General features: G+C 43.1%; 13 protein-coding genes and 1 tRNA gene. 3 read left to right on the forward strand and 11 right to left on the reverse strand.

Annotated elements, in window-relative coordinates:
* The 3 genes from H6G48_RS26905 to H6G48_RS14900 form a co-directional block, all read right to left on the reverse strand.
* Window positions 1–1,986, reverse strand: a 1,986-nt coding sequence (locus H6G48_RS26905) for a calcium-binding protein (protein WP_423202546.1), incomplete at its 3' end; no start/stop codon positions are given.
* Window positions 1,987–2,943: 957 nt separating this feature from the next.
* Complete coding sequence (locus H6G48_RS14895) at window positions 2,944–3,315, reverse strand: PIN domain-containing protein (protein ID WP_190722347.1); 372 nt, start codon at window positions 3,313–3,315, stop codon at window positions 2,944–2,946.
* A gap of 22 nt (window positions 3,316–3,337) precedes the next feature.
* On the reverse strand, window positions 3,338–3,634 hold the full coding sequence (locus H6G48_RS14900) for a hypothetical protein (protein ID WP_012266292.1): 297 nt from the start codon (window positions 3,632–3,634) through the stop codon (window positions 3,338–3,340).
* 254 nt (window positions 3,635–3,888) lie between these two features.
* Here H6G48_RS14900 and H6G48_RS14905 point away from each other — a divergent pair, with 254 nt between their 5' ends.
* Both H6G48_RS14905 and H6G48_RS14910 read left to right on the forward strand, forming a co-directional pair.
* A complete protein-coding gene (locus H6G48_RS14905; RefSeq protein ID WP_050766299.1) occupies window positions 3,889–4,173 on the forward strand; it encodes a hypothetical protein in 285 nt (94 codons plus the stop codon).
* Window positions 4,166–4,942: a class I SAM-dependent methyltransferase gene (locus tag H6G48_RS14910; protein ID WP_190722340.1), complete on the forward strand. Its 777-nt coding sequence runs from the start codon at window positions 4,166–4,168 to the stop codon at window positions 4,940–4,942. Before H6G48_RS14905 ends, H6G48_RS14910 begins: the two co-directional genes overlap by 8 nt.
* Here H6G48_RS14910 and uvrA read toward each other — a convergent pair.
* Window positions 4,932–7,811, reverse strand: a complete 2,880-nt coding sequence (gene uvrA / locus H6G48_RS14915) for an excinuclease ABC subunit UvrA (protein ID WP_190722341.1) — start codon at window positions 7,809–7,811, stop codon at window positions 4,932–4,934. The genes H6G48_RS14910 and uvrA overlap by 11 nt on opposite strands.
* 97 nt (window positions 7,812–7,908) lie before the next feature.
* Window positions 7,909–8,682, reverse strand: coding sequence for a serine O-acetyltransferase (gene cysE / locus H6G48_RS14920; RefSeq protein WP_190722342.1), 774 nt, complete (start codon window positions 8,680–8,682; stop codon window positions 7,909–7,911).
* Window positions 8,683–8,896: 214 nt separating this feature from the next.
* Here cysE and H6G48_RS14925 point away from each other — a divergent pair, with 214 nt between their 5' ends.
* A complete protein-coding gene (locus H6G48_RS14925; protein ID WP_190722343.1) occupies window positions 8,897–10,528 on the forward strand; it encodes a choice-of-anchor I family protein in 1,632 nt (543 codons plus the stop codon).
* Here H6G48_RS14925 and tsaB read toward each other — a convergent pair whose 3' ends face one another.
* From tsaB to H6G48_RS14950, 6 genes are all read right to left on the reverse strand, one after another.
* A complete protein-coding gene (tsaB, locus tag H6G48_RS14930) occupies window positions 10,529–11,131 on the reverse strand; it encodes a tRNA (adenosine(37)-N6)-threonylcarbamoyltransferase complex dimerization subunit type 1 TsaB (RefSeq protein WP_190722344.1) in 603 nt (200 codons plus the stop codon).
* A 29-nt stretch (window positions 11,132–11,160) separates the two neighbouring features.
* Window positions 11,161–11,232: transfer RNA gene (locus H6G48_RS14935), tRNA-Lys, on the reverse strand.
* A gap of 63 nt (window positions 11,233–11,295) precedes the next feature.
* Window positions 11,296–12,168, reverse strand: a complete 873-nt coding sequence (locus tag H6G48_RS14940) for an aldose epimerase family protein (RefSeq protein WP_190722345.1) — start codon at window positions 12,166–12,168, stop codon at window positions 11,296–11,298.
* An 81-nt stretch (window positions 12,169–12,249) separates the two neighbouring features.
* Window positions 12,250–12,936 (reverse strand): diacylglycerol/polyprenol kinase family protein, encoded by a 687-nt coding sequence (locus tag H6G48_RS14945; protein WP_190722346.1) that lies wholly within the window; start codon window positions 12,934–12,936, stop codon window positions 12,250–12,252.
* Window positions 12,937–12,968: 32 nt separating this feature from the next.
* Window positions 12,969–13,229, reverse strand: coding sequence for a zinc ribbon domain-containing protein (locus H6G48_RS27510; protein ID WP_423202547.1), 261 nt, complete (start codon window positions 13,227–13,229; stop codon window positions 12,969–12,971).
* Window positions 13,177–13,511: RNA-guided endonuclease TnpB family protein (locus tag H6G48_RS14950; RefSeq protein ID WP_423202548.1), on the reverse strand; the 335-nt coding region annotated here is incomplete at its 5' end. The genes H6G48_RS14950 and H6G48_RS27510, both read right to left, overlap by 53 nt.

Below are 13,511 nucleotides of genomic sequence, written 5' to 3' on the forward strand. Positions count from 1 at the left end.
AATCAAATTATTGGCAGCATTACCGGTGATATTATCATTCCCCCAATAGCCATTGATTTGGATATTGTCACCGACAAAAGCCGTATTAGAAAAGTCGAGGGTGTTGTCACTCCAATCGCCGACGATGGTGACTTTTCCTGTTACTCCTGTCCCGTCGATGGTTTCAATGCCACTATTGGCGGTAAAGGAACGAATCCCCAGGTCCACGTCTCCTGTACCCAAAGCCACAATTTTATCCACCCCAGAGGTGCCGGTATCGGTGTAGATGTCGTAGCCTTGGAAACTCGACCAGCCTCCGGCTAGATTACCGGAGACATAATAAGTATCTGACCCTTCGCCTCCATCTAATTGGTCATTGTCTGCGCCGCCATAGAGTAAGTCATTACCAACCCCACCCGATAAATTGTCGGACCCCCAATCTCCATCGATTAGGTCATCGCCGCCGCCACCATTGAGAATATCGTTTCCCCCGTAACCCATCAGGTGTTCGGCAAGATTCGTACCTGTAATCGTGTCGCTAGAGTTATCACCGTAAATAATGGTTTTCTGAAGATAGAAATAGTTGAGCCAACTGGCAACATCATTCAGGCGAGCATTGGCATCGCCGTCTTCGTTGACGAGACGATTTTCTTGAATGGCAAAGCCAATATGATAGATGCCATCGGCTACGGTATTGACTAAATTTTTACCGAAGTATTGGGTTGTCGCTCCGTCATTTTGTACTAGGTGGTAGCCTGTTTCCTCATTTCCCTCATCGTCACCGTGGAGGAGGATAAATTCGTCATAGTGATTAGTGCGAACCCATTGATTGAGGGTGCGAATATCATCGCTGGTAATCCAGCCATCAGCAGCGACACCTGTAGCGGTAATGCCATCTACTAATAGATGGTTAAGTCCGTCGGCGGCGGCAGCTCCGGCGTTAATATCCCCCGCATTTGTCCACTTGGCTAAGCCGGTATCAATTTTGATGGTATCGACAATTTTGTCTAATCCTGTGCCAGTGGTGGACTGATCAACGTAAAAATATGTTACCCAATCTGCTACGTCTTTGACTGTGGCATTAGCTGCACCATCTTCGTTGAGAAACCGCCCATTTTGGATCTGAAAACCAATATGATAGATTCCGTCGGCAACGGTATTAACTAGGTTTTTCGCAAAATATGTAGTCTGAGCGCCGTCATTTTGAACTAAATGGAAGCCAGTTTCTGTTGTGCCGTCATCATCCCCATGCAGAACAGCAAAAGTGTTATAACGGGTGGCATCAGAGCGAATCCAATTGTTAATTTGTGCAATATCGCTTTCGGAAATTGAACCGTCGGCGGCGAGATTATAGGTAGCGATCGCTGTTTTGTATAAATCATTCAGTCCATTGGCAGCATCAGCACCGCCAGCAATTTGTTGCCAAGGTATATTTTGCGCTAAACCCTGATCGGCAATAATTAATTCTGTAATCCGATCAAGTCCGGTATTAGTTGTGGCCCGATCTGTATAAAATTGGGTTAGCCAATCCGCTACTTGGGTGACAGTGGCATTGGCGTTACCATCTTCATTGAGAAAAGTGCCATTTTCAATTGGGAAACCAATGTGATAAATGCCATCAAAAACCGTATCAACTAAATTCTGATTGCGATACTGTTGAGTCGCTCCGTCATTTTGGACTAAATGAAACCCTGTTTCTGTTGTGCCGTCATCATCGCCGTGGAGAGCAGTAAATTCTGCTAAACGGTTAGCGCGAATCCAGGCATTAATCGCGGTTACGTCACTGACAGTAAAAATGCCGTTACTAGCAACTCCAGTGGCTTGTTTGGCTTCTAAGATTAACTGATTTAATCCGTTAGCCGCCGTCATTCCACCCGTAATATTTGTGCCGAGATTAGCACCAGCAAGTCCCGGATCTCTGCCAATTCTTTCAACCGTTTGATCTAGTCCCGTTCCGGTTGTTCCGCTTGGGTAATTTTGCACCATCGAATAAGATTTGCTTGCCATAATTTTTAACCATAAAAAATAAGGTAGTTAGTGAAATAGCAACGATTGTTAGACAAGTAACGACAAAACCGCACTAAGGCAGGTTTATCCTAAATCCAGTTAGCAAAACCCAGTTATCATCAGGGACCACTGAAGTGTCACTACGAACAAGAAGGTTTGTCAACGGCACTGGATCAGGGGGATTTGGTGTTACCCTGACAATTGCGGATCGATATCCTCACTCATACCCGAAGTCGATCCCAACGATTGGACAGTCTCAGATAGTCGATAAGTTCTAACCGATTGTCTTACCTCTGCTCAGACTATCGAACGAGGTTTTCCGACCTTGATAGTCCTGAGTCGGCGTTTGATAATCTAACTTTTGATGGAATCTTAGATTATCGTAGCACTTTATACAGATATGTGATCCCCGCTGCTTTTTCTCTCTTAGCGTTGCTCAAATAAAAATACCTGATCTTGCGCGTAACTCAATTTAAAACTAGGCGATCGCTGCAAGCGTCCGATCAGATGGCTGACAAGCGACGGCGAACTCGCTCAACCGGGATGGCGCTGGTTGAGCAGGATATAATCAAATTTCGCCAACTGGCGGTTGGGACAGTGGGCCAGGTGAGGAGCAATTTGGGAAGTCGTCAGGACAATTTCCAGGCTATCAAAGACAACTACTATAAAATAACTTTACATTTCTTTTATCACTTTTGGAAAATGCTATCCTTGTAGATAAGACAAAAGAACTAAAAATCTCCATTGATGCCAATTGGATAATTTAAGCGCATCTTATGATAGTCTAAATCTTTTCTTAAAGATGGTAGCCGATCTTGTAGGGTGCGTTAACGTAGTGTAACGCACGTCTTTACTGACTCAAGCCAATTTTGTAGGGTGCGTTAACGTAGTGTAACGCACGTCTTTACTGACTCAAGCTATTAAAATATGGCGGATGAATTAAAGATTGGGTTTAATTTATAACTCTACCCAATTCTCTAAACTTAATCCTTCAACCCTCAATAAATCACTGTCATTAGAAACAACAACTAAACTTTTAACTATAGCAGTAGCAGCAATTAAAATATCTTCTGTTTGTATGGGTAATCCTCTTAATCTAAGATCAGCATGAATTTCGGCTGCTTTTTCTAAAATAGCTAAATCATCTAATAAAATAATTTGATAATCCTGAGAAAGTTTGTTAAATCTTTCTCTTTGTTTAGGTGCAGCAACTGCCAACAATCCCCTCTTAATTTCAAAATAAGTAATGCAACTGATAAAGATACTTTTTCTTTGAGCTTTGACATCTTCAATTTTTTGATAAATTTCAAGATCACGCTTAATTAGTATCTAGCGAATAACTGATAATTACCTATTTACGCTTAATTGCTTCATCGAAAATAACCATTTGTTCAGGAGTAAAATCGCCGCCAATTTTTGACAAGATTTCTGTGGACATAATAAAGCTACAATGCTCTTTCAATTCTGCCTCTGACATAGTGTTAAATTCCTCAAAAGGTAAATTTTTTTCAAATAATTCAACCAAATGTTTCACTATTTCTGAATAATTAAGTTCCTCTTTAAAGAAAGGACGGTCTTCCATTAAAATAGAAACAACTTGCTCAATTCTCTTAATCATCGATTTTTGTCTGACATCAGTTGATAACATATTTATGCCGCCAGTAAATTTTCAATAATATTTATCAACTGCCAATATATCAAGTTTCTCGTGGTTATGCAACATCGTGAGTTCGATCTCGAAGAGAAGAAAGCGGCGTAACGGTGTCTTGAGTGGGATGTATCACCATTCTCATCGGATGGTGATTTCTGCGATGTCGAACCTGTTTGGGGTGAAGATGTCTTTATGGTTAAAAGATCGCAAGGGACGCACCTTGTCGGACGAGGACATATTACACTATCCTTATGATAGTAGTAACCTTAGCCGAAACCATGAAAACAATTAGTTTTAAAACCCGTGTAGGAGAAGATGGAACATTACAAATATCTTTACCGCATGAACTTAAAAACACAGATTTAGAAGTCACCTTAGTTGATCAGCCAATATCTCTAAAAGAAAAAGAAGAAAAAACTACATTTAGCCAATGGCAAGAAGGCTTTTTTGAAGAAGTAATTGGCGGTTGGGAAGGTGAATTATTAGTAAGAGAAAAACAGCCAGATTATGAGGAAAGAGCGCTCAAGAATGATTAAGGACAAAAATCAGCAAACCTATAGAGACCCTAGTATTGTCGGTTATTATGCCCAATTAACCGCACTACAGCCGGCAGAAAAGACACTTTTAACCCTGCTGCAAGAGCATTTATCAACGATGAAAATGCTTGATTTAGGGGTAGGTGCGGGACGGACTACGAAGTATTTTGCCCCTCTTGTGGGAGAATATATCGGTGTTGATTATTCTACGGAAATGATCGCCGCTTGTCGTCAAAAATTCCCCCATTTAGTCTGGCAAGTGGCCGATGCTAGAAATCTAGAACAATTTGCGGATAATTATTTTGATTTTATTCTCTTTAGTTTTAATGGCATTGATTATATTTCCCATGCTGACCGTTTTCTAGTTTTAGAGGAAATTAGCCGCATCGGCAAAACTGGCGGTTATTTTTGCTTTTCTAGTCATAATCTTCAGGGAATTATCCCAGAATTCGATTGGAAAAAAAAGATTAGTTTGAATCCTTTTAGTAGCTATGTAAATTTAGTCCTCTGGGTGATTTTGCGGGCCTGTAATCCCTCTCTTAGCTACGAACAGTTATTGACTGCTGACTATGCAATTATTCGGGATGAACCCCATAATTTTCGTCTCCGAAATTATTACGCCACCCCCAAAGAACAATTAAGACAGTTAAGGTCTTACTTTCAAGATATTAAAATTTATTCTTGGAAAACCGGTCAGGAAATTAACAGCGAACAAGAGTTAAATACTAATCTTGATCATTGGCTTTATTATCTCTGTGTTATTCCCTAATATTATCCTGCTTTTTTGGGGGATATTGAAGTAATGCTTGGGCAAGATAATGACCGGTGTAGGATTGTTCACATTTAGCCACGGTTTCCGGTGTTCCCACCGCGATTAATTCTCCTCCCTTGTCCCCTCCTTCCGGTCCCAAGTCAATAATCCAATCGCTACAGCGAATCACGTCGAGATTATGTTCGATGACGATAATCGAATTACCTTTATCGACCAATCTTTGTAACACATCTAAGAGATGATGCACATCATAAAAAGATAACCCCGTAGTCGGTTCATCGATCAAATATAGGGTTTTTCCCGTGGCCCGTCGGGATAATTCGGCCGCTAATTTCACCCTTTGTGCTTCCCCACCGGATAAAGTGGGAGCGCTTTGACCGAGTTTACAGTATCCTAAACCCACATCCACGAGAGTTTGTAATCTGGTGGTGGCCCGGGGGACATTTTCAAAGACCTTTAATGCTTCCTCGATCGTCATATCTAAGACATCGGCGATCGAATAACCTTTATACTTAACCTGTAGGGTTTCCCGATTGTAACGCGCCCCTTTACACACATCACACTGCACATAGACATCGGGGAGAAAATTCATCTCGATGACGTTTACCCCTTGGCCTAGGCAAGCTTCACAGCGTCCTCCCTTAACATTAAAAGAAAACTGCCCCGCTTTGTAACCCCTAGCTTTTGCTTCGATGGTTTCGGTGAAAATCTCGCGAATAATGTCAAAAACCCCCGTATAGGTGGCAGGATTTGACCGAGGAGTGCGTCCTATCGGTGATTGGTCGATGACAATTACTTTATCAACCGCGTCCAATCCTTCCACTTTCTCTAACTCTTTGGGGAAGGGAGTTAAACGGGTTAAATGATGTTGTAAAGCCGGATATAATAACTCATTAATTAAGGTGGATTTGCCCGAACCAGATACCCCCGTAATCGAGACTAATTTTCCTAAAGGAATCGTTACATCAATATTTCTTAGGTTATTTTGATGGCAATTTTTTAAGACTAAAGCATTACCATTCCCGTCCCTTCTTTGGGGAGGAGTTTCAATAACCTTGCGTCCCGATAAGTAGGCCCCTGTTATCGATTTTTTGGACTTTAAAAGGTTTTCAAAACTGCCTTGACAGATGATTTCTCCGCCATGAATCCCCGCTTTCGGACCGATATCGACCACGTAATCGGCTGCCCGAATTGTTTCTTCATCATGTTCGACGACAATTAAAGTATTACCTAAATCTCGCAATCTTTGCAGGGTTTCTAACAGTTTACTATTATCTCTTTGGTGTAATCCGATGCTAGGTTCATCGAGAACGTATAGTACTCCCGTTAATCCCGAACCGATTTGAGTGGCTAATCGAATTCGTTGGGATTCTCCCCCAGATAAAGTCATCGCCGGTCGATCGAGGGTAAGATAATCTAATCCCACATCGATTAAAAATTGTAGTCTCGCTTTGATTTCTTTGAGAGCTAATTCCCCAATTAATGCTTGTCTGGGGGTTAAACGACAATCATTAATTCTCTGCAAACAATCCCGAATCGGAACTCCAGTAAAATCCGTGACCGTATATTGTCCTAAACGTACCGATAAAGCTTCCGGTTTTAATCTTTTTCCGTGGCAAACTTCACAGGTTTGGTTAACAATATATTTCTCTAGTCTTTGTTTAATAACTTCCGAGGTGGTTTCTTGATAATTTCTATCTAAGATATTGATAACTCCCGCAAATTCTCGATAGTAACCGCGGCCAGTATCATAACGGTAATCATCTTCAAAATAGATCGGTTCTTTACTCCCATAGAGAATGATATCTTGCTGGGTTTTTGTTAGTTTCTGCCAAGGGGTTTGAATTTCAAAACCTAAAGCTTGCCCTAAACCGTAGAGGAGAGAAAGATAGTAGGAGTTATCCTTATCTGACCAGGGGGCAATAGCAGAATATACCGGTTGTTTTGGGTCTGGAATGACTAAATCTGCCGAAAATTTCCGTAAACTGCCCAATCCGTGACAGTTGGGACAAGCACCATAGGGAGAATTAAAAGAGAATAAACGGGGGGATAATTCTTCCATAACTGCCCCGTGTTCGGGACAGGCAAATTTCTCGGAAAAGACAATTTCTTTGGTAACTTCGGGATTATCTTCGTTATTCTCATCGAGAATTTCCACAATCGCTACACCATCGGAATGCTTTAAACAAGTGGTTAAAGAATCTACTAATCTTTCCTGTAAACCCTCTTTTTTGATCAGGCGATCGATAACAATTTCAAGATCATGAAGATGTTTTTTATCTAACTCGATGCCCTCGGATAATTCTACTACCTTGCCGTCAATCCGCACCCGGGCAAAGCCTTGGGAGGCCAAACTAGAGATTAATTGCTTATGAGTGCCTTTTTTGCCGCGAATTACCGGGGCTAAGATTTGAAAACGGGTTTTCTCGGCTAATTCCATCACTCGATCGCACATTTGATCGATGGTTTGGGGGGCAATATTGCGATCGCAATGGGGACAATGGGGTTCACCGGCACGACCGAACAATAAACGCAAGTAATCGTAAATTTCCGTTACAGTTCCCACACTAGAACGGGGATTGTGGGAAGTGGATTTTTGGTCAATGGAAATAGCCGGACTTAAACCCTCGATCGCATCCACATCAGGTTTATCTAATTGTCCTAAAAATTGGCGCGCGTAGGCGCTGAGGGACTCCACATAGCGGCGCTGTCCCTCGGCAAAAATAGTGTCGAAAGCGAGGGAAGATTTGCCCGATCCTGAAACTCCCGTAAAAACGATCAACTGATTGCGGGGTAATTCGAGATCAACATTTTTGAGATTGTGTTGTCGGGCGCCACGGATACGGATCGAGTCAGTTTGAGCCATCGGATGGTGCCAAGTAGTCCTTAACAATCATAGCCTTGACGAATGGGTTTCAGCTACTAAAAAACCAGTCTTCTATCATATCAGAAGATTATCGGGGTTAAACCGCCCGTTCGAGAAACTCGCGCATATCTCGATCGGCCCCAGGACCACAGCTATGACTCGCTTCTTCTTCTAAATGGGCTAAAACTGGGCAATTAATCCGATAATCTGGTTCTTTTGACCGTTCTAGCCGCAATTCATACACTTGTTTTTCCAGTTGTTCGATGCGGTCTACCAAAGCGCGAATAGCCACCGCTTCCGAGTCGGGTAAATCACCGTGTTCGAGGGGTTCCACCCGCGTCCCGGCCCGATAGATTAAACGACCGGGTACACCAACAACGGTACAATCGGCGGGAATATCGCGCAGGACCACAGAACCAGCACCGACGCGAACGTTATTACCCAGATAAATATTACCCAAAACCTTAGCCCCAGCGCCGACGACCACATTTTCCCCTAGAGTCGGGTGACGTTTACCGCTTTCTTTCCCCGTCCCTCCTAAAGTAACTCCTTGATAGATGAGGGCATAATCACCGACAATGGCCGTTTCTCCGATGACCACTCCCATGCCATGGTCGATAAAAACACCCTGACCAATTTGGGCGCCGGGGTGAATTTCGATACCAGTCAGAAAACGGGCAAGATGGGAAATTAAACGGGGAATAAAGGGAATCCCGATCTGATATAGCCAATGGGCGAAGCGATGGCACAATAAAGCCTGTAATCCGGGATAACAAAACAGTACCTCTAACCAGTTGCGGGCAGCGGGGTCACGTTCAAAAATGATCTTGAAATCGGCTAGGAGAGTAGATAACACGAGTCTTGATTCCATATTGATCGAGCTTATACTAAACCATGTTATCACTCCGGTAAATGAGCCGTTCAACTAAAAAACGCTCGAGAAACCCCTTCTCCTAGATCGCTTTTACTTTTCTTGGCCAAATTTTGAAGATATCCTTAATTTCTCTCTTGTTTAATCTTCCTTTAACTTGGGTCTGAAAAAATGCGATTGTTTAGCCTTTTTTTGCAGTTTTTCAGCTAAAAATATGATTCATGCTATCTATCGTCACCATGGGAAATTTTTATTAACCTTGCTGTCAATTGCTGGCAGTATCAATATTGTTACCGAATCGGCCGCAGCTTTAAATATCACCCGATTGAGCAGCCTTGGCAATACTACAATTGCTGCTAATAACTTCGGGGCAGAAATTCCCGCTTATGACCCCGCTAGTCGAAAATTATTCCTGACCGGTCCCAATAATCGTCTAGATATTGCCGATATCAGTAATCCCGCTAGTCCAATTCCCTTACCCTCGATCGATCTTAGCTCCTACGGTGCAGGGGTTAACAGCGTTGCCATCAAAAATGGTATCGTGGCCCTGGCCATGGCAGCTAATCCCATTACCAATAACGGCAGTGTAGTATTTTTCAATACTAATGGTGTCTTTCAGAGTCAGGTGACTGTGGGCGCTTTACCTGATATGTTAACCTTTGCTCCTGACGGTAATCGGGTTTTGGTCGCTAACGAAGGGGAAGCAAGAGGGGCGATCGATCCCGATGGTTCCGTTAGTATCATTAACCTTAACCTTAGCTCTGGTATTCTCAATCCCACCGTCAACACCGCTACTTTTGATAGTTTTAATGGTCAAGAGAATACTTTAAGAAGTCAGGGAGTCCGTATTTTTCCCGGTCAAACGGTTTCCCAAGATGTGGAACCAGAATACATCACCGTTTCCGACGATGGAACCTCTGCATGGGTGTCTCTACAGGAAAATAATGCTATTGCCGTAGTCGATGTTGCTAACGCTCAAGTCACCAGTATTGTACCCCTAGGAGCCAAAAATTTTAACGCACTGGGTAATGGTTTCGATCCTAGCGATCAAGATGGAGGGGTAAATATTAATAATTGGCCGGTTTTTGGCTTATATCAACCGGATACGATTGCCACCGTTACCATCGCCGGACAAACCTATTTAATTACTGCCAATGAAGGGGATACTAGAAATGAGGCCCGACGAGTTTCTACTCTAACTTTAGACCCCAATGCTTTCCCTAATGCGGCCAACTTGAAATTAACCCAAAATCTCGGCCGTTTGGATGTTTCTAGCATTGACGGACTTAACGCCCAAGGTCAATATAGCCAACTTTTTGCCTATGGTGGTCGTTCTTTTTCGATTTGGAATGTCACTAATGGACTGTCCCAAGTCTTCGATAGTGGCGATGATTTTGAACAAATTTTGGCGGGTTTTTCGGCAACTCCCCTAACTGCTAGTATTTTTAATTCCGATGGTACTCCTAGCAGCTTCGATAGTCGTAGCGATAACCGCGGGCCGGAACCGGAAGGTTTAGCAGTAGGAACTGTGGGTAATCGTCTCTATAGTTTTGTGGGAATAGAAAGGGCTGGCGGTTTCATGGTTTATGATATCACCAACCCTAGTAATCCTTTGTTCACTAATTATATCAACGATTGGCAATTAGGGGATATCTCTCCCGAAGGATTATTGTTTATTCCCGCTGCCGATAGTCCTAATGGTACTCCCCTGTTAATTGTTGCCAATGAAGTCAGTCGTAATGTGGCGATTTATTCCGTGAAACCTGTCCCAGAACCTAGCGCAGTTTTAGGATTAGTAACCCTCGGACTAGCTGGCTATAGTTTGAAAAAAAGAGGGAATTGCTAATCACATCCCGTAAAATGGTAGCGCCTCCGACCAATGGGGGCGTTTTCCCATTTGCCAATCCAAATAGGCTAAATCGAGGATATCGGGGGCATTTATGCCTAAACAACTGGGTGTGGCTAATCTTTGATAGGAAATAGTTAAGTTTTCTAAAGTCTGCTGCCATTGTTCCGGAGTCATCAGGCTATCAGCTAAATAAACCCGATTACCCCGATAGATGCCCACATACAATTGTCCCCTAGTTGCGGGCATTTCTAGGGCTAGATAGCTATCGAGGGGGTAAAAATCCCGTTGTGACCAAGCCAAGGCCGCTAAACTGGAGACGGTAAAAATCGGTAGCTGTAATTGTTGTGCTAGGGTTCTACCGGTGACTATACCGATGCGGGTACTGGTAAAGCTACCCGGCCCCTTAGCTGTGGCTAGAAAGGCTAAATCTGCCCATTTTTGCGGGGCTAGGAACTGTTTTAGATAGGGGTGGAATAGGTTCGATAAATCCCTGTCTAAGTCCCAAGTTTGTTGACGGCTATCATCCCTGAAATTAGAGAGGGCCAGTCCTAGTTGGGGACTGCTGGTATGCAAGGCTAATCCATAGACCGGGGAAGACAAGTCAATCTTTCTGTATTAGTAAGTTTTTATGGGTCGCCTGGGATTCGAACCCAAGACCAATCGGTTAAAAGCCGAGTGCTCTACCGCTGAGCTAGCGACCCGTTTCGTGTTCCGCACACGATTTATCAATATAACATCTTATCGAGGCCAAGTCAAGGGGAAATTTAAATTTGATTGACTCGCATTTCCACGATCGCCTCGCGGCTACTCTGGGGTTCTAAGTAGGTCAATTGTTCGCCTGTGTTGAGGGCGTTGCGGGGGGCGCTCCAGGGTTCGAGACAGATATAATTTTTATCTTTCAGGGTCCAAAAAACTAGAGTTGTATAGAGATCGTCGTAACCGAGGATAATTTGACGTTGATGATAGGAATCACTAAAACTACTTTGATGGCGAGTAATTTGCGGAAAAGCGGCATCAATTTCTTCGAGATTAAAGTCAAAGTTGCCGGAGTAGGAATGGAAGGTTTTCCTGCGTTGGTCGAGGTATTGGGAGGAGGGAATATCAAAGGATAATCGGGTTTTATCGGTGACTTGAAAATAGGGATGGAATCCGATGGAAAAGGGCATTCTTTCGGGGGAAAGATTAATAACTTTTTGGTGAATTTTGAGGCTGTTTCCTTGCAGTTGATAGGTAAAGATTAATTGAAAATCAAAGGGATAGACTTGACGAGTGACCGGATTACTGTTTAATTCTAGGGTTAAACTAGCGGCGGTTTCGGTGCTTTGTTTGCTCACTTGCCAGGGTAAATCACGAGCAAATCCGTGTTGTTTGAGGGTGTAGTTTCGTCCTTGGTGTTGATAGGTATTATCGGGTAAGTTGCCGCAGATAGGGAATAAAATCGGGACTCCTCCGCGCACACTGAGGTTAGGATCTTTGAATCTTTCTCTGTCCAGATATAAAATATCTTCTCCGCAAATTTGCCAACGGGTGATGATTCCTCCCCTAGCGGGAACCACTTCCAGATAAGCGTCAGCTTCTTCATCCTTGAGACAATAGGTAAGATATTGATTTTGGTTTTGAGTGATCGTAAAGGTCATATCAGTTATCAGTTATCAGTTATCAGTTATCAGTTACCAGTGAATATCGTCGGTCTTCGGTAGCTTGAAAGCTGGGATAGACTAGCTTGAGATGAAAATTTGAGTAAGAAAATAGGCAATTGCGGCACTACCAACGGGTACAGTGAGATTATCTATACCCAGTTTCGAGAAAGTTTCTAGAATAGTAGCTCCGATCGCTGTCAATAAAGATACTAAAATAATTGGCGGATTAATGCCATTAATAAAAGATAAAATAATCAAGCTGACTAAAAAGCTGATTACTAACATAGTCAGGGAACCTTCCAGACTTTTGCCACTGCCGAAAATTTTGTAGGGATGTTGACCAAAATTTTGTCCGACTAGGGCCGCTAATCCGTCTCCCAAAGCCATAATTAAAATACCCATTGCCGCATATTCGGGGTGAGAAATTGGCCAAAAATAAGCCACGAGAACACCGATACTAACAGCATAAAAAAAAGTTCCCCAACTGCGGCGACCGACACTATTAAGACTGGGTAAAATGGGGAAAAAATAGGATAGGATAGCGATAGTTGCCGCTAGGATCGCCGCGATTATTCCCACCCAAGCGGGGATATTTAACCACCAGGCCAAAAGGATGACGTTTCCTGTGCCAATGTGGACAACTTTGCGGGTAATTTCGCCATCGGTACTGAAAAGACTTTTTAATTTTTCAGCGATCAGAATCAGAACAGCTAGGTAACAGGCGACTAAACCGATCGAAAATAGGAGAGAGTGGGATAGTTCCACGTGGCAAAAGCGAAAATTGACTATCTATTAGTTTAGGCGATCGAGGTGACATTGTTGACATCCTCACCGCCGTGAACGGACGGTGATTCCCAAACCTCACGATTTAGGTTTCTGCTTCTGTCCCGAAGGTTTTTCGCACCTGCCGCCCCAGATTTACTCTGTTCTGGTCTTATGGTCGCTCTACAGACTGACACCGCAAGCCCTGCGGCCAAAATATTTTTACTCGCGTTAATATCTCGGTCATGGTGCGTCCCACAGTCTGGACAGTCCCACTCTCGAACATTTAACGGCATTTTCAAGGGCAATATACCCGCAATTACTACACCTTTTAGAGCTAGGAAACCATCTATCTATTTCGATGTAATTTCTTCCATACCAACGGCATTTATAGGCTAATTGTCGGGTAATTTCTCCCCAGCTTACATCAGATATTGCCTGAGATAATTTCGGGTTTTTGACCATATTCTTGACGGCTAAATTCTCAACCACAATCGTTTGGTTTTCACGAACTAATTGAGTGGTTAGCTTATGTAAATGGTCTTTTCTGTTATCAGTAATTTGGGCGTGAATCCTTG

The organism is Microcystis flos-aquae FACHB-1344 (assembly GCF_014698375.1).
Lineage (GTDB): Bacteria > Cyanobacteriota > Cyanobacteriia > Cyanobacteriales > Microcystaceae > Microcystis > Microcystis aeruginosa.

What these genes read in the sequence shown, in the direction of transcription:
- H6G48_RS14940 (WP_190722345.1), bottom strand. Translation starts at nt 12,168, where the DNA reads ATGACCTTTACGATCACTCAAAACCAAAATCAATATCTTACCTATTGT.
- H6G48_RS14925 (WP_190722343.1), top strand. Translation starts at nt 8,897, where the DNA reads ATGATTCATGCTATCTATCGTCACCATGGGAAATTTTTATTAACCTTG.
- cysE (WP_190722342.1), bottom strand. Translation starts at nt 8,682, where the DNA reads ATGGAATCAAGACTCGTGTTATCTACTCTCCTAGCCGATTTCAAGATC.
- uvrA (WP_190722341.1), bottom strand. Translation starts at nt 7,811, where the DNA reads ATGGCTCAAACTGACTCGATCCGTATCCGTGGCGCCCGACAACACAAT.
- H6G48_RS14905 (WP_050766299.1), top strand. Translation starts at nt 3,889, where the DNA reads ATGATAGTAGTAACCTTAGCCGAAACCATGAAAACAATTAGTTTTAAA.
- H6G48_RS14910 (WP_190722340.1), top strand. Translation starts at nt 4,166, where the DNA reads ATGATTAAGGACAAAAATCAGCAAACCTATAGAGACCCTAGTATTGTC.
- H6G48_RS27510 (WP_423202547.1), bottom strand. Translation starts at nt 13,229, where the DNA reads ATGCCGTTAAATGTTCGAGAGTGGGACTGTCCAGACTGTGGGACGCAC.
- H6G48_RS14900 (WP_012266292.1), bottom strand. Translation starts at nt 3,634, where the DNA reads ATGTTATCAACTGATGTCAGACAAAAATCGATGATTAAGAGAATTGAG.